Raw genomic sequence first — 22,842 nt, 5'->3', positions numbered from 1 at the left:
CAATGGTAGTGTGGTTCGCCCATGTGAGAGTAGGTCATCGTCAGCTCTCTATTCTGAAAATCCCCCGACATTAGCTTGTCGGGGGATTTTCTTTGTGCGTATATTTTCCTTTATGTTTAGGAGTATATTTTTAAAGATATTATCTTTCACATGCTTTATTCATAGAAATCAAAGAATAGTTAACGGCACTTTTCTATCGTATTGTTAGATTTATAGTTTGCTAGCCTTTAAATAATAAATCATTATGATAACGGACAGTTTTACTTATAATTTGCTTAGTTATATTTTTTTATTAACTTTGTTCTTTATATTTCTAGGAGTTCATTATTATCAACTTGATAACTTTTATTATTGAAGTCCTGAATACTTTAGTTCCGTATGCCACTGTCTTTGGTGTAGGTGTTGCTGCTTACCAAATAAGGCGAAGTAATATACAACAGAGAGTAATGTTCGAAGATTCAATCAACAAAGAATATCGAGATATAAGCCAGCGTATACCTTATAAAGTGTTAATTGGTGATGAAGTTCCTTTATCTGAAGCTAATGCTGTTAATAATGAAATATATAATTATATGGACTTATGCAACGAACAAATCTATCTACGTATGTCTGACCGAGTTAGTAAGAAGACTTGGAATAATTGGCAAGAAGGTATGAAAACGAATTTTGAATTAAAAGTGTTCAATGATACCTTAGATGAAGTGTTCGAAAAGCTTCCTTCTAATTTTATTGAGTTACAGAGCGTTAAAGCATTGAATTTTAATACCGACCCTAAGAAATAAAAAATTTCTGACAATCTTTTGAAATGGATATTAGACTAATAAGGAAGTATACGTGTCAATTTGGTTGCTAGTTCTAATATCATTTATGCATATTACTATTGGCGGGGCTTTTGCCTTCGGGTTTCTTTTCTATATGTGTGCAGAGGGAAGCCCAAGCTTAACCAAAATTGAGAATAATATTCTCTTTACCTTACTGATCGGATATGCAGCTTCACTTGTAATCAGTGTTGGAATGGCTGTTTATTTTTACGTATTTACTACTAGCGACTTATATTATTGGTGCTTTGCCATATCGTGGGGACTACTGATTCTACTGTTAAGTTATTGGGCATATATTTTAGCCAAATTTAATGCATTCTAAGAATACTGTTAGCATGTCTAGCCTGATTAATTGCTTCTTAAAATAACTCACCTATCTCAGGTATCTCTTCAAAATCAAATCCTAACTGCTCATCCTTACGCTGCCGCATCTGCTCGATACGCAGCTTACGACCTGCGATAAGCCGTAGCACCTCGCGTTGCTGCTCTGTCGTCATCTCATGCCATAACTGGCGCTCCGTTCGACTACGCAGGCAACCAAAGCAATAACCCTTCTTATTGCTTTGACAAAGACCAATACATGGGTTGGCAATCTCGAACAGCTCAAACTGTTGATTCATGACTCCTCCATAATGACTATCGTCATTCCTTTGACCTGCATAAAATCACTGTACAACATTATTATGTCGCAAATACTGACTAATAGTGTGCCATTTTATTGTTATTATTTTCGTCTAGCGGGTGCTATGCTTAGCTTTGATAGCCTTTATAAGATAATCATAACAAAATTAATAAGTGAGATGATACGTGAACTTGATTTATATCCATGGATTGGACAGTGATGCCAACTCGACCAAAGGGATGTTGTTAGAAAAATATTGCCAGCTTCATCATCCTGATATTAATGTGCTGCGTCCTGATTTAAATAAAACCCCTGTACAAGTGTGTGAGCAATTACTGTCTTTAATCAAAGCGCTAAATAATAGTAAAGATAGAAAATTAGCAGATAAGCAGAATGAGTTATCAAATACGGTATTAATCGGTAGCTCGCTAGGTGGGTATTTTTCTACTGTGATAAGCAATCAGATAGGTTGCCCAGTTTTATTGCTTAACCCTAGTATCCAGCCCCATATCACCTTACAGCGTTTCTCTAATCAACCAGTATCAAGTCAAGATAATTTAAATGAGTCATCTACTAGCAAAGTCCTGCATACGACAGCGGGTGGCTGGAGTATTATGCCTGCAGATTTACAGTGGTTTGCAGATCATCAGCTTTTATCAGTAAATTATCCTAATAAAGTTGCTGTGCTTTTAAAAGAAGGCGACGAGCTGTTAAATTCTGAATTGTCTAAAGCTTTTTATCAAGGTCAGGGCGCATCGGTAACTGTGCAAGAGGGTGGCGATCATCGGTTCAGTGACTTTGATGAGCAGTTGCCCATGGTGATGAATATCTTACAGAGTTTAGTACAGCCTTAAATAGACGACATTATATGACGTAAGCGATGGAGTATTAACGTTAACGTCGCTATTTTTCGTTATAATGGTTTAATAGAATTAAACGCACGCGAATAGTTAAGGATGCATTTGTGAGTCAATATAATGCGCAATCGTTAGAAGTTTTAGAAGGTCTTGAGCCAGTCCGTCGTCGTCCGGGTATGTATACCGACACCACGCGCCCGAATCATTTGGCGCAAGAGGTTATTGATAACTCAGTAGATGAAGCGCTAGCTGGTTATGCTAAAACCATCAAGGTGCAATTGCATAGTGATGGATCGTTGTCTGTCGAAGATGACGGGCGCGGTATGCCAACTGATATTCACCCTGAGTTTGGTCAATCTGGTATTGAGCTGATATTAACTCGCTTACATGCAGGTGGAAAGTTCTCGACCTCCAATTATGAAGTATCAGGTGGTCTGCACGGTGTAGGTATCTCTGTTGTCAATGCGCTATCAACTCGCGTTGAGGTTACGGTATGGCGTGATAGCACACAGTTTGATATGGCATTTGAAAATGGTGCACCAGTTACGCCATTGACGGAAGCAGTTAGCTCAAATAAGCGCAAACGTGGCACCAGAGTACACTTTTGGGCGGATGGTAGTTTCTTTGATACACCTAAATTTAATGTAAAACAGCTCAAGCACAATCTAAAAGCAAAGGCTGTTTTGGCCGCTGGACTGACGATTGAATTTACTGATGACATCAATGATGAAAAGGTCGTTTGGCAGTTTACGGATGGGGTAGTCGAGTATCTAAGCGAACAACTAGATGGTTTGGAAACATTACCTGAAGCACCGTTTTATTATAATTACGATGCGAAAGCAGGCGAACGAGCGGCTATTACCTTTGCCTTGTCTTGGTTGCCTGATGGTGGTACGCCGATTCAAGAAAGCTATGTAAACCTGATTCCCACAGCTCAAGGCGGTACACACGTCAATGGTCTGCGCACGGGTATCTTAGAAGCACTTCGTGAGTTCTGTGACATTCATAATTTGCTACCACGTAGTGTGAAGCTAACCGCAGAAGATGTCTGGGATGGGGTGAATTATATTCTGTCTCTGAAGTTCTCTGAGCCACAGTTTTCTGGACAGACCAAAGAACGTTTATCTAGTCGCGAGGCTGCGGGCGCTGTACAGACATTGGCAAAAGATGCCTTTAGCCTATGGTTAAACCAGAACGCGGAAATGGGCACGCAAATCGCTGAATTGGCGATTAATAAAGCTGGACGTCGTCTGAAATCTGCCAAAAAAGTCGCTCGTAAGAAGATTACGCAGGGCCCAGCATTGCCTGGTAAATTGGCAGACTGCCGTGGTGATTTGCGTGATGGCGCTGAGCTGTTCTTAGTAGAGGGTGACTCTGCGGGTGGTAGTGCTAAACAAGCGAGAGATCGTCACTATCAGGCGATATTACCTCTGCGCGGCAAAATCCTGAATACGTGGGAAGTATCATCAGATACGGTGCTATCAAGTCAAGAGATTCATGATATTGCCATTGCTATCGGTGTTGATCCTGCCTCTGATGATTTGTCCGAGCTGCGTTACGACAAGATATGTATCTTAGCGGATGCTGACTCTGATGGTCTGCACATTGCGACATTGATATGCGCACTGTTTGTGAAGCATTTCCCCGCGCTAGTGGATGCGGGTCATTTATTTGTGGCCATGCCGCCATTGTACCGAGTGGATGTGGGTAAAGAAGTTCACTATGCACTGGATGAGCCGGAACTTGCACATATCTTGGCTAACGTACCGGGCAATAAAAAAGCCCAGATTACACGTTTTAAAGGACTTGGTGAAATGAGCGCTGAGCAATTACGTGAGACGACGATGAGCCGTGATACACGCCGCTTAGTACAGTTAGATATGGACGACATGGTACTGACCAATAGCGTAATGGATATGCTACTGGCTAAGAAACGTGCCTCTGATCGCAAGTCGTGGCTTGAGAGCAAAGGTGATTTGGCCGATATTTCTTAAGAGGTAGCAGTGAGTCTAAAGAAGTATGTGTGCAAAATATCGAAATAGGTCATTACTTATATTTATGGCTGAACGATCTATCACATAATAAAAGCACGCAAAATTTAGCCTAGCCACAAAAGCTTAATGGTATTATGTCAGTACCTTTCATTATATTGTGCTGTCATGATACCGAAGATTTTTAACCGTTCTAAGTCTGTTGTTTCTAAACCTGCGCGCTCCAAAGTACTCCCAAAACTTAGCAAAAAGCATTTGGGAGACAAGGTTCCAAAGCGTGGCAACAAGTTTGCGCCTGTTATTGCATCCGCGCTGTTAAAGGCGTCAGGTTGGCGTACGGTAGGTGAGATTCCAAATATCTCACAAGCTGTAGTGCTTGCTTTACCGCATACTTCTAATGTGGATGGTATTTATGCGATTCCAAGTCTGTTTGCATTAGATGTCAAAATCAGCATTATGGGCAAGCACACGTTATTTAAAGTTCCTGTGTTTGCGCAATTATTAAATTGGATAGGGGTTATTCCTATCGATCGTGGTAACAAAGGCTCTGTGCTACAAGCCAGTATTGATAAGTTCAAAACTGGTGAACCATTATTTTTGGGGTTATCACCAGAGGGGACACGACAATATACTGAGTCGTGGAAGACAGGTTTTTATTATTTAGCGGTGGGTGCTGGTGTACCGATTTTGCCAGTAGCGATGGACTACAATACTAAAGAAATACGGTTTATGTCGCTGGTTTATCCTACAGGTGATATTGAAGCAGATTTGCCAAAAATATATTCTCAGTATAAAGGGGTGTTACCAAGACATCTTGAGCGTTTATCGCAGCCACTACAAGACATAAATAATGCAGCTGAATAAGTTAAATGGTATAAATATTAGTTCAATTAGTTAAGTTAAAATTACTGGTTGTATGACAGGTGCGAAGAATCGAAGCTACCTACAATTAAGCTTTAATAACTGATGTTGAAAGAGCCCCTGATATGATGATATCAGGGGCTTTTTTTGAGTAATATTTGGATGTCTATCAGCTTAACAATTTAAAACTGCGGTTGGCCGTTAGAAGCACTAACACCGCCGTCGACAGGTAGATTGACACCAGTTATCATAGAGGCATCATCACTTGCTAAGAAAGTAATGGCAGCGGCGATATCTTCTGGGGTTGCCAAACGTCCAAGCGGGCAGCGAGCTAAGAACTTATCCGTCTTAGACTCATTATCTTGGATAGCCGTAGTCATGTCGGTTTTGGTGACACTTGGATTAACCGCATTAACACGAACACCATCTGAACCATGATCCAATGCTAATGTACGGGTTAAATTGGTTACACCCGCTTTAGCGGCATTGTAAGCAGCCATATTCCAGTCACCACCTACGCCCGAGAGCGATGAGATATTGACGATATTACCCTTTGATGCAATCAAATGAGGCATAGCCGCTTGAGAGACGTAGAAGGTCCCGTTTAGATTTACATCGATAGCAGAACGCCAATCATCAGCAGATAGTTCTGTGATTTTGCCTTGAGTTGCTTTGCCAGCGTTGTTTACCAAGATATCAATTTTGCCAAATTTGTCGATAGCGCGCTCAACCATCTCTTGTACTTGGCTTTGAACGCTAATGTCGCATGTAATAATGAGATAATTGTCGGTATGAATCCAAGTACGATCTTGCGGCAACTCTTTGGCAGTTTCTTCTAATGTTGCTGCCGTACGTCCTACTAGAACCACGCTAGCGCCTTCCTCGGCAAAGCGAATGGCAGTTGCACGGCCAATACCAGAACCTGCACCCGTTACCACGACGGTCTTTTCTTTAAAACGCTTCATAATGTTTAATCCTTATTATTATATAATAGTCATTAAAGTTTCGATGATTAAAAATTCAACGACTATGGTTTCGATAAATACAACTAAGTACAGTTCGTCATCCATAAACTTGCACGCAAGCAATACTGCTTTAATATCATCATAACAAGTGATCGCTTTGAAAGCGACTGTCTCTGTTAGTGCTTATGTAGCATAATTTTGCATCATTCAGATATTTGTAATACGCGATAATCATGTTGTTATTATTACGAGCTGGCATGTGCGATATTCACCATACGATAATAGAAGGTTGGAACTTGTGTCCCATTCGATTACTACTATGCCCGACTGGGGCTACCTGACGACTGAGCTGGTCAGTTATTTACAAGCCGATGCTATGGCAGTGACCTTGGCAGGCATGCATACAATTGAGCATGAATATAATGCTCAGTATATCGCTCGTCAATATCAATATCAGTTACCACTTGGCAAGCTACAGCTGTTGGAGCTGACACTGTATTTACCCTATGATACAGAATCAGCTGACATTGAGGCTGTACGCATGACTGCGGTAAAGTCAGCACTTACGTGGTACAAGTCATTATCGACTCAAAATGAAGACAATGCTTCAATTGGTTATGAAGCCATGATTTTTGACATTCAGCTTGTTGGAGGGGGTAGTAGTCCTAATCAAGGTGATAACGATGACAGTGCAAACCATTCAAATAGTGCTCTACAGCGACTTAAACACAATTTTGGGGTTCGTTACTTTTTAGAAGACTTAGTTGTCGACATGAGCGAAAGCATGCAGCTGCTACAAGTATTTAGCTGGGATGATTGGTACTCGATCGCAGCAGCGGTACGAACCCCGTGTGAGTTAAGGCGTTTCTTAGCCTATCATCTGGAGCAGCTGCAGCAGTCGGCCGTAAACCATATTCCAAGTTTTGAATCGGAAGACGCTTTGGTTGAGCGTTTCTTACAAAGCTCAGATTTATTTGCCCCTGCTATTGTAGTAGACAATGCGCTCATCAAAAATGAAGTACAAGACGAACCTAACTCAGCACTGGTAGCCATTACGCTTGCCTACAAGAACCAAAGCTCAACTGCTCAGATGTACCATCAGCATATGATACAGGCAGCCACGATATGGTCTCAGCTAAGTATGCAGATGATAGATACGTATGGTAAAAAGCACGCAGCTAATAACGACGACCAAACAGCAATACCACTCGCTCACTGGCAACGTCAATTGCTAGATGAATCTTTGTTTTCACGTCACGAGCTTATTCGTACGCTATATAGACACCCTAAACAGAGCGCAGCACTGCAAAAAGATGGCTATGTCGTACATCAACATTCTTATGAGAGTTTGGGACGACATTATGTACTGGTTTTTTATAGTCAGGAGTCAAAAGGGCCTAATAGTAAAGCCGCTGTCCAACCAAAGCTAGCGAAGATCGCACAAGACGTTGCTACGCGTTTGCCAATTATTGAGCTACATCATGTAGTCGTGCTTGGTATCGACTTTATCACTGAGAATAATGAGAGTTTTTTCGATATTGATTTGTGGATTCAGCCAGTTGATGCGATGACTCAGCGGGAGCGCCAACTTACTAAGCAAATGCAGAAACTAAAACAACAAGAATTAGATAAGCAAAATATGCCACCTGCTAGTAGCATGGAGGATGGTAAACCTGCGAAGGCGCAAAAAGAGAAGCTACCTCAAGTACAGATGAGCTTAACGATTCCAGCACGTAAGGATAAGCAATAGATTATAGCGTGAAATTGTTTGAATGAACTTTGATAACAAGAATTATAGATATTAAGAACCACAGATATTATTAATATATTTACTAACATAAAAAAAGACAGCCTAGGCTGTCTTTTTCGTATCTAAACTAAACAATCAAAAATACTTATTTATTGAGGTCGTCATTGAGACCGCTACCAGGGAGTACGTCATCACTGTTGTAGATGTCATTAGTATCAACACGTGGTGTATCAACTACATCGGTACGTAAATCAGTGGTAGGTGTGCTAGCAGCAGATGGCGTGTTTTCACGAACTGAATCAGCAACTTTTTCTTGAGTTGATGAACTTGGCTGTAGCGCAGATTTTGCTTTCGCTTCAGTGCGTTCATGATCCATCTTATCCTGCATTTTACGTAGGAAGCGAGCTGCAGCTTCTTGACCACCAAGACCAAATGATAGGGCAAAGGCAACGGCTACCGCGCCTAGTGTCAGACCAAATGCTAGGTTAACGATTGAATCGGCAATACCCATCGCTTTTAGACCCATTGCTAATACTAGGCCCATGATTAATACACGTACGATGTTTGCTAGGAATTGTGAACCTTGCTCAGAACGTTCAACCACACCTGCAATGATATTGGCAAGCCAGAATCCAATGAATAGGATAATTGCGCCTAAGATGATATTTGCACCGAATGCGATAAACATCGTGATAATAGCTGAGATAGGCTCGAAACCTAACAAGTCAGCAGCTGCAATAGCAGCAAATAGCATAGCGAAGAAGATAATCGCATAACCAACTAGGTCAGAGATTTTCTTATCACCCATGGTTTCTTGTAGACCAACTTTCGCAGGTAATTGATTGATTTGAGTGTTCTCAATCAGACCTTTGATGATGTTGGCAACCATGCGTACAACATAGAAAGTTACTACTAGGATAGCGACTGCCATAAAGATGTTTGGCAAGGCTTCCATGATTTTGTTAAGCATATTGGTCGCAGGGCGAGCAATTACTTCGATTTTTAGTGCATTTAGAGCAGCAATAATGGTTGGAATAATAACCACTAAAAATGCTAATGAACCTGCAATGTTAGGTAAGCTGTTTTGCTCACTTAAACCTGCTTTTGACGCCAATTCTTGTACATTAAAAGTAGAAACAAGATTGGTTACGATGCCGCGTACGACTTTGGCAATGATATAACCAACGACGAAGACCACACCAGCAATCAAGATATTAGGGATGAAGCTAAAGATTTTGTCGACCATATTAGTCAGTGGCGCGAACAAACCATCAAGCTCTAATTGACCAAGTACCATGGTCAACACAACCAATAAGATGAACCAGTAAACCATATCAGCAATCGTGCTGCTCATTGGTTTTACACCAGCTTGTGCACTTAAACGCTCATCCATAGAGGTTTTCGCAAGAGCTGCGTTGATCGCTGTGCGTGCAACAGTAGCCACGACCCAACCGATCACACCAAGTGCGATAGCGCCGATAAGATTAGGGATAAATGCCAATACTTGATTAACCATATTTGCGAATGGTGCTGAGATAGAGTTTAAGTTTAATTGGCTAAGTGCGCCTGAGATAGCAATGATGAAAATAAACCAGAAAACAATTTTGGAGATGATACCTTCAAGGTCGTAGGTCTTACCAGTTGAAGAGTTCATACGCTGATTGAGATTAACTTTAGAGAGTACGCCGCGTACCAGTGCTGCGATACCAAGGGCTACTAACCAACCAATAACGAATATCAAAATAGCACCAATGATGGAACCGATAGGTCCACCGAGATAGCCGTTAAAAGATGTGTACATTGGGTTCATCTTATCCTCCTTGAAGCATCTTATATAACTCGCCAAAAACAATGTTCATACAGCGATTAATGAGCAAGACATACAGATGGTTGTCATAAATAGTATTTTTAGAATCAGTTATATAGAGATATTATCGTTTTTGAGCATAAATTATTATCAGCAGTATCTCTTATTTATATTACAGTGACTTCGCTATCGATATCTGCTTATTTTTGATAAAAATTAACGCTCGGTTACTTATCTCCTTAACTAATTCAGCTTAGCTGATGTATTGATGGATTTAAAGACAGAAAGCTTTACCTGTTACTATATTTGTGTGATAACTTGTTATTATGATAGAAGATATTAACATAGACTATACATTGGCCCGATAATTTCGTGCAAAGCGTGGTTCCCAAAACTAAGATTTGTTATTATAGAGGAATGTGACATCTCGCCACTATTCTTACAATTAGAGAGTACTTTATGAAAAAAATCACTACTTTAGGCGTTAGTGCACTTGCTAGCGCTATGTTGTTAGTAACAGGCTGTAGCACCAACAATGGCAATCAAGAAACAGCCGCTCAAAGCGTTTCCATTACTGAACAAAGCTCAGCTAGTGAAAAAGTAGGTTATAGCTTAGGTTTCATGATGGCAGAAGGCAATAAAGACGCTGTCAAAGATCTAGACCTAAATACTTTTGAAAAAGGCTTCCGTGATGGCTACGAAGGCAATGAATCAGCATTGACCCAAGAGCAAATGCAACAAGTATTGATGGACTATCAAAAAGAGCAAGAAGAGCAATTCGTTAAAGACATGGAAACCAAAGCGACAGAAAATAAAGCCGCTGGTACTGCATTCTTAGCAGAGAACGCTAAAAAAGAAGGTGTGAAGCAAACAGAGTCTGGTTTACAGTATAAAGTTATCAAAGCAGGTACTGGTAAATCACCAAAAGCAACTGACGTGGTTGAGGTAAACTACGAAGGTAAATTGCTTGATGGTACGGTATTTGATAGCTCTTATGAGCGCGGTGAGCCAATCGAGTTCCCACTAAACCAAGTAATCGCTGGCTGGACTGAAGGTCTACAGTTGATGAAAGAAGGCGGAAAATACGAGTTCTATATCCCATCAGACATCGCTTATGGTGAAGCGGGTAACGCTGGTATCGAGCCTAACAGCACGCTTATCTTTACTGTTGAGCTATTAAAAGTAAAATAAGTATCTAAAACAAATAGTGTTTAGGTACTTAACTTAAAAAAAGCCTTCATAATTATATGAAGGCTTTTTTTGATTAAATATTCTATATCAGACTGATATCGACCTTACAAAGCAGATATCAAGTTGGTGATAAATCATAGATTCTTTTGAAAGACTTTAGAGTTACGGCCATTATGATATTTTTCTAAACGTGCTTCAGGCAAAGCGCTGGCTTCAACTTCAGCAAAGCCTTGCTCGACGAACCAGTGTGCGGTACGAGTGGTCAAAACAAACAGCTTGTACAAGCCATGGCTACGCGCTTGCTGTTCTAGAAACGCTAGTAAATCTGCACCGCGGCTACCACTACGGTACTCAGGACGCACGGCAACACAGGCGACTTCTGCTGACTCTGAATCTAGCGTATGCAATGCTGCACAGCCCAAAATCATACCATCGCGCTCAATCACACTATAGTTATCAATCTCTTGCTCCAAGCGCTCACGTGAACGACTGACCAAGATGCCTTGCTCTTCTAGAGGTGACAGCAGTTCAATCAGACCAACCACGTCATCGATATTGGCACGGCGAATTTCTTCATAAGGATCATGACTAATCAACGTACCAGAACCATCACGTGTGAATAGCTCTTCTAGTAATGCACCGTTTTTGGCATACGAGATAATATGCGTACGATGCACACCTTGACGACAGGCCAAGCTTGCACAGTTTAAGAAATAATTGATTTCGCAATTTAGATCACGGTCACGTAAGAAGCGATCAACTTCATTAGGAATCATTTCACGTAATAAACGATCATCATCGTTGATACCCGCTTCTTCACCTAAGAATATAAGCTTGTCAGCACCCAATGCTACGGCCGCGCTTAGGGCCACATCTTCGGCCAATAAGTTAAATACTTCGCCAGTCGCAGAGTAGCCCATCGAGCCTAGTACAACGATATGGTCATGAAGTAGGTTGTTTTTGATGGCTTCCACATCGATAGAACGCACTTCACCCGTCATTTGGTAATCAATACCTTCACGGATACCATATGGGCGCGCTGTCACGAAGTTACCCGATATCGCATCGATACGCGAACCATACATCGGAGAATTGGCCAGTCCCATGGATAGCTGAGCTTCAATCTGTAAACGAATAGCACCAACGGCTTGTAAGATAGATGGCATCGCTGCACGTGGCGTAATACGGATGTCTTGATGTAGCGGCGATTCAATATTAGCGTCTTTTAAGTTCTTTTCGATTTGCGGTCGTGCCCCGTGTACCAGTACCAGCTTGATACCCAAGCTATGCAACAAGGCAAAATCATGAATAAGTGTGCTGAAGTTCGCATGATTGACCGCTTCACCACCAAACATGATCACGAAAGTTTTGCCGCGATGGGTATTAATGTAAGGTGCAGAGTTACGGAACCAATGGACGTATTCAGGGTTGATCTGGGGCATGGAGCTAGTAGTCATAATGGGAGCAGTAGTCGTTAGAATAAGAAAAGGGGCGCAGCAAAAAAATGCCTAACGCTAAAGATTTACCATAGCAAAAAACGCGGTTATGAGCTATCTTTTATTTCAGCTGTATTCAAGCATTCTTATTGCCAATCGCTGATATACACAACCTCAACACTGGGTTAATGTACGTACAAATGCTTTTTGTTATGCTAAGCGCTATTGCTTTACAGATGCTGAGCGAAGATAATCAGGTTAGATAAGTGAGTTCAGGTGCTTCATAGATTGTATGAGCTATTTCACAGCGATATCTTATGTACATCGTAATGCGTTTTATCTGTTGAACAAATTATAAAAATAACTTAAGTTGCACCATCTGTGTTTTACCGATATATCAACCAGGGATAATGAAAATCATGAAAAAAAGTAACCAGTTTGCTAGCCCGTTCAGTGCTTGGAGCGGCCACCGCTTATTTCACATTGTTGCCGGTACGCTCATCGGTGCAATGGTAGTCACACAAGCCTCAGCGATGCTGCCAACACCAGAGCAAGCGGTTGATAGCTCGATGGCTATTCAGACAGATGCCAACAAGAGCAGCAACTCAAGTGCTCAGGCCGTTAATAGTAGAATCACAGCGTCATTGGTCAGTGTTGATGCCAACGGTCAAGAAGTGCTTGTCCCTGTAGATACCAATACTCGTTTGCAGTCAGGTAATGTATTGGAATATCAAGGATACTTTACCAATACCAATGCAGATCGCGTCCGTAAAATGACCGTTACGATGAGCATTCCAGAGCAGGTAGAGCTGCTGAAGACTGTTGCTCCTGAATTCCCATATGGCAGTGTAGATGGCAATAACTTTGCTCGTATGCCATTACGTACCAAAGTAGATAATCAACTACAAGATGTCGCGCTTAAATACTATAAAGCGGTACGTTGGGACCTAGAAGGCGTAGGCCTAAATGATACCGTCGCTGTAAAATATCGCGCGCGCGTTAAATAGTCCTGAACTTTTGGATTAGAATTTAGCTAGTATTGATGTAGTTAGCACTAAAAACTATCCATTTAGTATTGAAAGCTATCAATAAAAAAGCACTACAGTTTATAGCTGCGGTGCTTTTTTATGGTGTGACAGGACGTTTGGTGTTTATGCTGATAAGTAATTAATAATACTCAGCTACAGCGTGGCATATTTGCTACTAGATTTCTCTTGAATAAGTTGTTTGATAGCATTGATTTGTGGCGTTGTAGCTTGAGTGCCTGCTTGTATCAGACTGCGCCGCTGCCTAGTATCTATCGAACTGTTACGACCGACATTGGGAGTAATAACAATATCCGCTCGATCCCGCTCGATCTGGTTTGATGCGGAGCGATTAGCAGTCAGGTTGGTAGCTAGAATATTGATCTCGAGAAATCCCCAAAAGTCACTCAATGAGTTCATAATCGGTATTTGATTATTAGTACTATCACTGCCTCGAGCTCCCGTCACATCTACAGCAATGACAATGTCAGCACCCAAGTCATAGGCGCTATCTACTGGTACTAAACTGACCAAACCGCCGTCGATATATTTTTTACCGACCTTTTCAGGAATGCGCGGGGCAATAAAAATATTAGGTACGCTACAGGACGCTTGCACGGCAAGCCCAGCATCGCCAGTGGTAAAGACTGTTTTCTTCAGAGTGTATTTTTCTGCTGCGATTGCCGCAAAAGCAATGGGGAAGTCTTCTATAGCACGCGCATTCACTTTGCTATTGATAAAGTTTTTTAACTTGATACCTTCGATAAAACCTTGATTGGACAAGGTAAAGTCTGTGAGCTGGCTATCTGTAGTGGTCAGTGCCAATTGCTCAAGCTGTGCCGGCGTGTAACCACTGGCATATAAGCTGCCAATCAAGCTACCCACACTCGTACCGACTACTAATGTTGGTTTGATACCGTTTTCTTCTAGCGCCTTGATGACGCCTACATGGGCAAACCCTTTTGCACCGCCACCACCCAACACCAGTGCGACAGTAGGGGCTTTAATAACAGGCTCTGGTGTGTCGGGAGTAGTCGATGGCAAGATGCTACACGCACTAATATAAAAACCGAGAATTGGTATTAAGCTCAACCTCAGTAGTTTTAAATTATGACGAATCAGATTGTGACGAAACTGATGAGGCAAAATTGAAATAAGCATAGAAAAACACCTTACGAAATTGCCAGAATTCAAAAAATAAGACATCAGTTATTGGTATGATGAGGAGAAGCGGTTTATCTATAGTAGATGGACTGTATAGGTGCTATTTTACTAAATAGCCTAGCATAAGCAATTGTATTGTCAGCTATAATGAAATGAGTCGACTTTTTATACGTACTATCGTTATGGCTATTCTATGCTACAAGTCATCATGTGCAACCTACTAAAAATGCTCGATTTAGCATACAAAAATTAAAAATAATATTGTTAGGAACTTTAATGCCAATATCGGAGAGTCATGCCTCAGCCAACTCATTAGATCACTTTAGATCTGACATGCCGTTGTCAGCACTAGATATGCCAGTGTCTGCGCTAGCAGGTGTGGGGGTAAAAGTCGCAGAGCAGTTGGCGCAATTGAATATCAAGCGGATATTCGATTTGCTATTACATTTGCCCCGTGATTATGAGGATCGTAGTCGACTGGTATCAATCGCCGATGTAGAACATGGACAATCAGTGCTAATTACCGGTCACATCGTCCATGTCGATACCAAACGCAGTGGGATGACTGTGACGGTGGACGATGATACGGGTACGATATCGTTACGGTTTTTTAAGGTCTATCGTGGTCTGGTACAGACTATGAATTTAGGAACACGTTTACAGCTATTTGGTGAGGTCAAAGTCAGCCGCTACGGCAAGCAAATACATCATCCTGAATATCAAGTTATCACTGACAATACAGTCATGACCGATACGGGATTGCAGCCTATTTATCCTACAGTTAAAGGCTTACATCAAAACAAGCTGCGCACTTTAATTAAGCTGGCATTGCAAACAGTTCGGAGCCAAGGTCTGCCGATGACATTGTTTACGGCTGAAGATTTTGCAGTTGTATCCGATTTGCCATTAGTGCCTTTTGAGCCATCTAAGTCAGCGGTGTCAGAGGCCGAATATACCGAAGATATTTTCTCAACGTTAGCACGCAGCGTGCCTGATAATGCGATTGGCAATAGCGTATACAAACCCAGTCCTTCTACCTATCAGGCAGATAATGACATACATAGCGTCGCGGCCAGTATTGCTCAGCACAATGTCTATAATTTAACGATATTTGAAGCATTGGTACTGCTGCATACGCCGCCTACTTATACCAGCGCGTCTCAGCAATACAAACTATTCACTCAACTTAGTGCTCGTACGCATGCTGCTTGCCAGCGCTTGATTATTGAAGAGTTGACTGCGCATCAGCTCAGTTTGCTATATCGTCGCCAGCAGCTACATCAGCATAAAGCGCCCAAATGCACAATCAATAGTCCTCTTGCTGACAAGCTGTTTTCTGCATTGCCTTTTGATCTAACAGGTGCGCAAAAAAGAGTGATGAAAGACATCACTGCTGATATGGCAACCTCAATTCCGATGTTGCGACTGGTACAAGGTGATGTGGGTGCTGGCAAGACATTGGTGGCAGCAGGGGCGGCAGGCTATGCGCTCGATAGTGGCTGGCAGGTCGCAGTAATGGCACCGACTGAGATTTTGGCAGAGCAGCATCTACTGAATTTTAAGCAATGGTTTGAGCCATTAGGTATTGGTGTCGGTTGGCTCGCAGGTAAGCAAACGGCCAAACAACGCCGAGAAGCATTGGAAGCGGTTGCAGAAAATACCGTGCAAGTGGTTGTTGGTACTCATGCACTGTTTCAGGAGCAAGTTCAGTTCGCTAAATTAGGCTTGGTTATCATTGATGAGCAACATCGATTCGGTGTTGAGCAGCGTATGGCATTGACCAATAAAGGCGTGGCTAATAGTACCCCACACCAGCTAATCATGACCGCAACACCGATTCCAAGAACCTTAGCGATGAGCGTCTATGGCGATATGGATACCTCGATCATTGATGAATTGCCACCGGGGCGTACCCCAATTACGACGGTAACCATCGATCGCAATCGACGCGACGAGGTTATAGAACGTATTGCGATCAATTGCGAAGCGGGTAGGCAAGCATACTGGGTATGCTCACTGGTAGAAGCGTCTAGTGTCTTGGATGCGCAGGCAGCCGAAGCCACTTATGAGGACTTAAATGAACGTCTAGATATTCGTATTGGACTGGTACATGGCAAGATGAAGTCTGCTGATAAGCAAGCCATCATGCAGGAGTTCAAAGCAGGTAATTTGGACTTGCTGATTGCGACGACTGTCATCGAGGTAGGGGTTGATGTGCCTAATGCGTCATTGATGGTTATCGAAAATGCAGAGCGTTTGGGACTATCACAATTGCATCAGCTGCGCGGGCGAGTCGGACGTGGCTCGACCAAAAGTTTCTGTGTACTGCTATATCAAAAGCCACTATCGGAGACAGGTACTGAGCGACTAAACGTCCTACGTGATAGTACCGATGGCTTCGTCATTGCTCAAAAAGACTTAGAGCTACGTGGGCCAGGAGAGCTGTTAGGCAAACGTCAAACAGGTAACGTTGGTTACTATTTGGCTGATCTAATCCGTGATGAGCAATTATTTGCCATTGCTCAGCGGTTAGCGAAGCATTTGATAGCAGACCCTGCGCGAAAAGTAGATGTCAGTCAATTGATTCATCGCTGGATGCCTGAAGCAAGTCGCTATACCAATGCTTAGTATTTAGTAATCAGAGCTTAGTATCCAGTGTCTAGTACATAGTGCTTAGTATCGGCAAGTAGGTTCAGTATGTCATTGAACCTAGCTCTGGATATAATCAAACAGCATGGCCGCAAGGTTAAAGTTATTTATAGACAACACTCCATCCATAGTCAGTCGTTGAATACATCAGATATTCAATAGCTGGCTGCACTCGCTCTCATTTCTTTAAATTGGTCGATATGCCTTGAACATTGCACAGATATTCGGTCTAAGTTTCAATTAAATTTATGAACGCTAGACCCTATATATAAAAATAAGATGATAACTAAATATATGCTATTCTCGATAATTTGATGGACTATTATAATAATAAACAGTGCTTTAGAGAACATCGTAATATTCTCTGTAAGTAACGCTCATAGCCCTATATCAGGCTATCCAAACATTGCTTCGATTGCGTGCCACTTTTTATTATTGCTGTGAATGATTGATATTTTTAGTCATTTTATATCGAGTATTTCAATATTGACTGTACCTACAGAGAGTTATCATGAGCGATTTTGAAGAAACCCATTCTAAGCCGTCAGCTGAATCTGAGTTGCCGCCATATCGTCAACCTGACACTTCATCTCAAAGACCATCTGCAAAATTACCAATATGGTTATGGCCCGTATTGGCAGCCGTGCTAGTGGTTGGGGTGCTGCTTGGCAAGTATTGGGGCAATGATAGTAATGCAGCTACAGATGAGTCAGCAACTTCTAATTCTGTCGCAAACGATCAGGCAACTGGTAGCGATGCCAGTATTGAGCAATCGGTACTCTCAGTAGAAACAGTCAGTCCAAGCCAAGATGATATCGGCAGCACCCTCAGTGCCGATGGAACCATCAGTGCTAAGGATACTGCGAACGTCAGTGCAAAAGTCAATGGTGTGGCTATCGAGCGTATTTTGGTCGAAGAAGGTGACCGGGTTAGAGCGGGTCAGGTCTTAGCCGTGTTCGATACCGATGCTATGGAGCAGCAAGTGCTACAGGCGCAAGCAGATGTCGCAGAAGCGGAAGCTACTCTTGCCAATGCTAGTGCTGACGCTGCACGTGTGCTGCCATTGATCGATATCGATGCCATTAGCAAACAAGAGGCCGATCGCTATCGTACCTCGGAAGTCCGTGCCAGAGCTTCTTTGCAAGCATCCAAAGCCCGTTTGAGCAATCAGCGTTTGACATTAGAGAACGCAAAAGTCGTCGCTCCTGTCAGCGGTATTATCAGTGAAAAAATGGTAGAAGTTGGGCAGGTGGCAGGCGGGGATCCGCTATTTACGATTATCAAGGGCGGCATTTTGGAGTGGCGAGCAGATATAGATCCTAAGCTTATCGGTGATATAAACGTTGGTACGCCTGTACAAGTCGGTCTACCGGGTGGTGATACAGTGATGGGGCAAGTAAACCGCATCGCACCAACCGCAGACAACAACCGCCAAATTACGATTTATGCCAGCCTAGCTGCCAACTCAAAGATACGTGCAGGCATGTATCAAACAGGCGAATTCCTATTAGGAAATACCAGTACGCAAACGATTCCTAATAGCGCAGTGGTCAGCAATGATGGTTATGATTATGTGATGCTCGTTACCGAATCGACTACTCGAGACGATCGGTCGATGGGACGTATCAAGCAGCAGCGAGTAACATTGGGTGAGCGATTGGGCGAGAGCGTAGCAGTGTTAGAGCCTTTGCCCAATGACAGTCGTATCGTAAAACAGGGCGGTAGCTTCTTAAATGATGGTGACCTAGTGCGCGTTGTTAATGGTGTGTTTCAAACCAGTAAGCCAGTGCAGGCACAGCCATGAGCTTAAACGTCTCCGCTTATTCGATCAAAAATCCGCTCGTTGCTATCTTGCTGTTTGTGCTGCTGACGTTGGGCGGCATTTACGGTTTCATGAAAATGAAAGTCCAGCAATTTCCAGATATAGACTTGCCAGCGGTGGTAGTCACGGTCACGCTACCCGGTGCTGCGCCTTCACAGCTCGAAAACGATATCGCCAAAAAGATTGAAAATAAACTGACCAGTATCGAAGGCGTGAGCCATATTCGTACCACGCTACAGACGGGTGCGGCAACCATTGCCACTGAATTCACCTTAGAAAAAGACATTCAAGAAGCGGTAGACGATGTGCGGTCAGCAGTCGGCGAAGTACGTGGTGATCTACCAGCTGCGGCCAACGATCCTATCATTACCAAAGTATCTACCGCTGGGTTTCCAGTGGTTACGTACTCTGTTGCTGCTGAGAATATGAGCGTGGAGGATCTATCTTGGTTTGTTGATGATACCGTTACCAAGCGGCTATCTGATATACCAGGCGTTAGTACCGTGAGCCGTGTTGGCGGGTTGCAGCGTGAAATTACGGTTGCTGCCGACCCAATTGCGTTAAGTGGTTTGAAATTTTCTATTTCGCAATTATCGCAGCAAATCGCTGGTATCCAGCAGGACAGCTCTGGCGGGGAGGCAGAAGTTGGCAATACGACTCAGACCATCCGTGTTCTCGGTGCCGTTGAGCGAGCAAATGAGCTAAACGATTTGCAAGTGGCTGTCCCTACAGGAGGTACACAAGCTTTAGGTCGTATGGCAAAAATCACTGACGGCGCAGCAGATCCAAGCTCGATTGCCAAGCTAGACGGTCAAACCGTAGTGGCATTTAACATCACTCGCTCGCGCGGTGCCAGTGAAGTCGATGTGATGGAGCTAGTTGATGAGGAGCTTGCCAAGCTGACTGCTGATGTCGGTAATATCAGTATTGAGAAAGTCTATGACCGAGCGACACCCATTGCAGAAGACTATGAAGCCTCGTTAAGAATGCTCATCGAGGGTGGGCTGTTGGCTGTAGTGGTAGTCTTCCTATTTTTGCGCAATATTCGAGCGACTATCGTTGCCGCGGTTGCTTTGCCGTTATCAGTGATTCCAACCTTTTTGGGTATGTATTTATTTGGCTTTAGCCTCAACATTATCTCGCTACTGGCATTATCGCTGGTCATTGGGGTGCTGGTCGATGATGCAATCGTTGAGGTCGAAAACATCATACGCCATCTACGCATGGGTAAGACGCCTTATGAAGCGGCGATGGAAGCCGCTGATGAAATCGGTCTCGCGGTCGTCGCCACCACTTTTACTTTGATTGCGGTGTTTTTACCAACAGCCTTTATGGGCGGCATCGTTGGACAGTTTTTCCGTCAGTTTGGTTGGACGGCTGCCTTATCAATTTTTGCCTCGCTGATGGTGGCGCGCCTGATTACCCCTATGATGGCAGCTTATATCTTACGACCTGAGAAAAAGCACGTCGAAAAACAAAGCTCGATGATGAAGTACTATCTTAAGATTGTGTCTTGGACCCTACATCATCGTTGGTTGACCATGGGTGCAACACTTGTTTTATTTGTAGCATCGCTAGCTCTGGTTAAGTTGCTACCCACGTCATTTATCCCTGACAACGATATCGATCAAACTCGAGTGGCTATTGAGCTGACACCTGACGTGTCGTTGGCAGATACTGAGCGCGTGGCAGCGCTAGCGAGTGCTCGCATTTTGGCCATGCCTGAGGTGACCAATATCTTTACCTCAGTGGGAGAGGCGCAGGCGTCGATGGGTGCGTCAGATGGTGGCGGCGGTAAGGCTGAAAACATTGCGGGCTTGGATATCGTGCTTGCTCCGCGTGCAGAACGAGGCACCAAGCAAGAGATAGAACGCAAAATTAGTAAGCTGATGACAGAAGTGCCAGGAGCACGGTTTACAGTCGGCCTATCGAGTGGTGGTGAAAGTGGCTATAACTTTTCATTGACCAGTACCAATCCGCAACTGCTTGAACAAACTGCACAAAAAATCATGTCTGAGATTCGGGGGCTACCAAGTGCAGGCGCTGTGACCAGTGATCGCAGTCTACCACGCCAAGAGCTAACGGTAACGCCAGATAGATTGGCAATGGCTGACAAAGGGGTGACCACGCAAGATATCGCTACGACTCTACGTGTGGCGACTGTAGGCGACTACGAGCAGCAATTGTCCAAGCTTAATCTTGATACGCGCCAAGTACCAATCGTTGTACGTCTACCTGACGCGGCTAAGCAAAATGTTAGCCAACTAGAAGGTTTGTACGTGCCGAGTACTATGCCTGCAGGTCAAGGCGTACGCGTCGGTGAGGTTGCTACGCTAGACTTTGGCACTGGGCCTGCGCAAATTAGCAGATTGGATCGAGAGCGTGCCATTAGTATCACGGTACAACCTGCGAGTGGCGAGCTTGGCGATTTGGTACAAGCGGTCAAAGCAGTGCCGACCATGCAGCAACTGCCGCCTTCGATTACCATTATCGACCAAGGTCAAGCCGAAAACATGGCAGACCTCTTTAGTGGCTTTATCATTGCGATGTCCGTCGGTGTGGTTTGTATTTTAGGCGTGCTGATTCTACTTTTTGGTCGTTTATTGCAGCCTTTTACCATTCTGATGGCGTTACCTCTGTCGATTGGTGGGGCATTTGTGGGTTTGGTGATTACCAATAGCAGCTTATCGATGCCTTCGATGATTGGCTTTATTATGCTCATGGGTATTGCGACCAAAAACTCAATCCTGCTGGTCGATTACGCATTGATTGCCCAGCGCCGAGGTCTAGCGCGTTTTGAGGCTATTGTAGATGCATGTCGCAAGCGTGCACGGCCTATTATCATGACGACCATTGCGATGGGTGCAGGTATGTTGCCCCTAGTATTTGGTTGGGGCGATGCAGATCCTACGTTTAGGCGTCCGATGGCAGCAGCGGTACTGGGTGGTTTGGTAACCTCTACGCTATTGAGCTTGGTTGTTATTCCTGTCGTCTATACCTTGATGGATGATTTATCTGGGTGGTTTGCTAAATGGTTAGCTCCACATGGCAAACCTAGTGACCTCTAATAGTCACTTCTCATAGAGAGCCAAATAGCTAACCAAATAATGAGCCAAGACACGACACAATAGTAGCAATGTGGAAACTGCTGAATGATTAATACACTCTCAATTAGGTCATATACTCGTCAAACTAGAGGGCATTCTCATGACTTTCATCAGATTGTTTTGCCTTTGCGAGGGGCAATCAATATCGAAGTTGGGATCTATACTGGAAAGGTTATTCCGAGCGAATGTGTTGTCGTCAAGGCAAATGAAAAGCATTACTTTAGCGCTGAAGAGAATGCAAAGTTTATCGTTGTGGATACAGCTTTATTGCCAGAAAATGTGCTTCATTCATCACAAATTGTCTTTTCTATAAGTTCGCCATTGTTGGCATTTTTGGAATTTTCAGAAAGTCAGTTAAGGTATCAAATCAACCCTGAAGTCGAGAGACTGATGTTTGATACCTTTTATAAACTCCTAGAACAACAAAATCTATTTGTGCAATATGACGCTCGAATTAGAGAAGTCGTCGCATATATTCACCACAATTTTGCTAACAACCTTTCTATCGAAGTGTTGGCGGATATCTCCTGTCTCAGTGCCACACAGTTTAAAAAGAACTTTAAATCGCAAACAAACCAGACCGTCACTGAATACATTACAAAGATCAGAATGCAAAAGGCGCAAGCTTTGTTACTACATACTGATTCACCTATCGCTATCATAGCCGAACTGGTTGGTTATACGGATGTTAGTGCTTTTAGCCGCCGATTTTCTAAATATTTCGGTATTGCCCCTTCCAAATTAAAACACGTCTAACCAGACATGCAAACCGTC

At 43.2% G+C, this 22,842-nt stretch carries 16 protein-coding genes; 11 read left to right on the top strand and 5 right to left on the bottom strand.

All coding sequences use genetic code 11. The annotated features are described in order from the left end of the window. Positions 1-446 precede the first annotated feature (446 nt). Positions 447-782: a hypothetical protein gene (locus ACIGBM_RS12420; protein ID WP_397477939.1), complete on the top strand. Its 336-nt coding sequence runs from the start codon at positions 447-449 to the stop codon at positions 780-782. 398 nt (positions 783-1,180) lie between these two features. On the opposite strand, the gene ACIGBM_RS12415 is transcribed toward ACIGBM_RS12420, so the two are convergent. Next, the gene (locus ACIGBM_RS12415) at positions 1,181-1,441 is read right to left on the bottom strand and encodes a DUF1289 domain-containing protein (RefSeq protein WP_201572773.1); all 261 of its coding nucleotides are present in this window, start codon (positions 1,439-1,441) and stop codon (positions 1,181-1,183) included. Between the two features lie 187 nt (positions 1,442-1,628). Here ACIGBM_RS12415 and ACIGBM_RS12410 point away from each other — a divergent pair, with 187 nt between their 5' ends. From ACIGBM_RS12410 to ACIGBM_RS12400, 3 genes are all read left to right on the top strand, one after another. After that, positions 1,629-2,297: a YqiA/YcfP family alpha/beta fold hydrolase gene (locus ACIGBM_RS12410; RefSeq protein WP_397477938.1), complete on the top strand. Its 669-nt coding sequence runs from the start codon at positions 1,629-1,631 to the stop codon at positions 2,295-2,297. 110 nt (positions 2,298-2,407) lie between these two features. Next, entirely contained in the window at positions 2,408-4,294 is a 1,887-nt protein-coding gene (gene parE, locus ACIGBM_RS12405; protein WP_397477937.1) for a DNA topoisomerase IV subunit B, read from the top strand. A gap of 165 nt (positions 4,295-4,459) precedes the next feature. Further along, a complete protein-coding gene (locus tag ACIGBM_RS12400) occupies positions 4,460-5,155 on the top strand; it encodes a lysophospholipid acyltransferase family protein (protein WP_397477936.1) in 696 nt (231 codons plus the stop codon). A 179-nt stretch (positions 5,156-5,334) separates the two neighbouring features. On the opposite strand, the gene ACIGBM_RS12395 is transcribed toward ACIGBM_RS12400, so the two are convergent. Then, the gene (locus ACIGBM_RS12395) at positions 5,335-6,117 is read right to left on the bottom strand and encodes an SDR family NAD(P)-dependent oxidoreductase (protein ID WP_057762139.1); all 783 of its coding nucleotides are present in this window, start codon (positions 6,115-6,117) and stop codon (positions 5,335-5,337) included. Positions 6,118-6,415: 298 nt separating this feature from the next. Here ACIGBM_RS12395 and ACIGBM_RS12390 point away from each other — a divergent pair, with 298 nt between their 5' ends. Beyond that, a complete protein-coding gene (locus ACIGBM_RS12390; RefSeq protein WP_397477935.1) occupies positions 6,416-7,867 on the top strand; it encodes a hypothetical protein in 1,452 nt (483 codons plus the stop codon). Positions 7,868-8,012: 145 nt separating this feature from the next. Here ACIGBM_RS12390 and ACIGBM_RS12385 read toward each other — a convergent pair whose 3' ends face one another. After that, positions 8,013-9,677, bottom strand: coding sequence for a mechanosensitive ion channel (locus ACIGBM_RS12385; protein WP_379543391.1), 1,665 nt, complete (start codon positions 9,675-9,677; stop codon positions 8,013-8,015). A 456-nt stretch (positions 9,678-10,133) separates the two neighbouring features. Here ACIGBM_RS12385 and ACIGBM_RS12380 point away from each other — a divergent pair, with 456 nt between their 5' ends. Then, entirely contained in the window at positions 10,134-10,865 is a 732-nt protein-coding gene (locus ACIGBM_RS12380) for an FKBP-type peptidyl-prolyl cis-trans isomerase (RefSeq protein WP_057762133.1), read from the top strand. A gap of 134 nt (positions 10,866-10,999) precedes the next feature. On the opposite strand, the gene argA is transcribed toward ACIGBM_RS12380, so the two are convergent. Next, positions 11,000-12,322 (bottom strand): amino-acid N-acetyltransferase, encoded by a 1,323-nt coding sequence (gene argA / locus ACIGBM_RS12375; protein WP_057762129.1) that lies wholly within the window; start codon positions 12,320-12,322, stop codon positions 11,000-11,002. A 398-nt stretch (positions 12,323-12,720) separates the two neighbouring features. Between argA and ACIGBM_RS12370 the strand changes: the two genes are divergently transcribed. After that, entirely contained in the window at positions 12,721-13,308 is a 588-nt protein-coding gene (locus tag ACIGBM_RS12370; protein ID WP_397477934.1) for a hypothetical protein, read from the top strand. A 174-nt stretch (positions 13,309-13,482) separates the two neighbouring features. Here ACIGBM_RS12370 and ACIGBM_RS12365 read toward each other — a convergent pair whose 3' ends face one another. Continuing rightward, on the bottom strand, positions 13,483-14,487 hold the full coding sequence (locus ACIGBM_RS12365) for a patatin-like phospholipase family protein (protein ID WP_397477933.1): 1,005 nt from the start codon (positions 14,485-14,487) through the stop codon (positions 13,483-13,485). Positions 14,488-14,766: 279 nt separating this feature from the next. Between ACIGBM_RS12365 and recG the strand changes: the two genes are divergently transcribed. The 4 genes from recG (at position 14,767) to ACIGBM_RS12345 (ending at position 22,824) form a co-directional block, all read left to right on the top strand. Beyond that, a complete protein-coding gene (gene recG, locus ACIGBM_RS12360) occupies positions 14,767-17,118 on the top strand; it encodes an ATP-dependent DNA helicase RecG (RefSeq protein WP_397477932.1) in 2,352 nt (783 codons plus the stop codon). A 532-nt stretch (positions 17,119-17,650) separates the two neighbouring features. Next, entirely contained in the window at positions 17,651-18,943 is a 1,293-nt protein-coding gene (locus ACIGBM_RS12355) for an efflux RND transporter periplasmic adaptor subunit (protein WP_397477931.1), read from the top strand. Continuing rightward, complete coding sequence (locus tag ACIGBM_RS12350; protein ID WP_397477930.1) at positions 18,940-22,029, top strand: efflux RND transporter permease subunit; 3,090 nt, start codon at positions 18,940-18,942, stop codon at positions 22,027-22,029. Before ACIGBM_RS12355 ends, ACIGBM_RS12350 begins: the two co-directional genes overlap by 4 nt. An 84-nt stretch (positions 22,030-22,113) precedes the next feature. Beyond that, positions 22,114-22,824: a helix-turn-helix domain-containing protein gene (locus tag ACIGBM_RS12345; protein WP_397477929.1), complete on the top strand. Its 711-nt coding sequence runs from the start codon at positions 22,114-22,116 to the stop codon at positions 22,822-22,824. Positions 22,825-22,842 lie beyond the last annotated feature (18 nt).

Source organism: Psychrobacter sp. NPDC077938, from assembly GCF_044542635.1.
Taxonomy (GTDB): Bacteria; Pseudomonadota; Gammaproteobacteria; order Pseudomonadales; family Moraxellaceae; genus Psychrobacter.
Note: the sequence above shows the minus strand (reverse complement) of the source record. Positions and strands in the feature narration are given on the sequence as shown.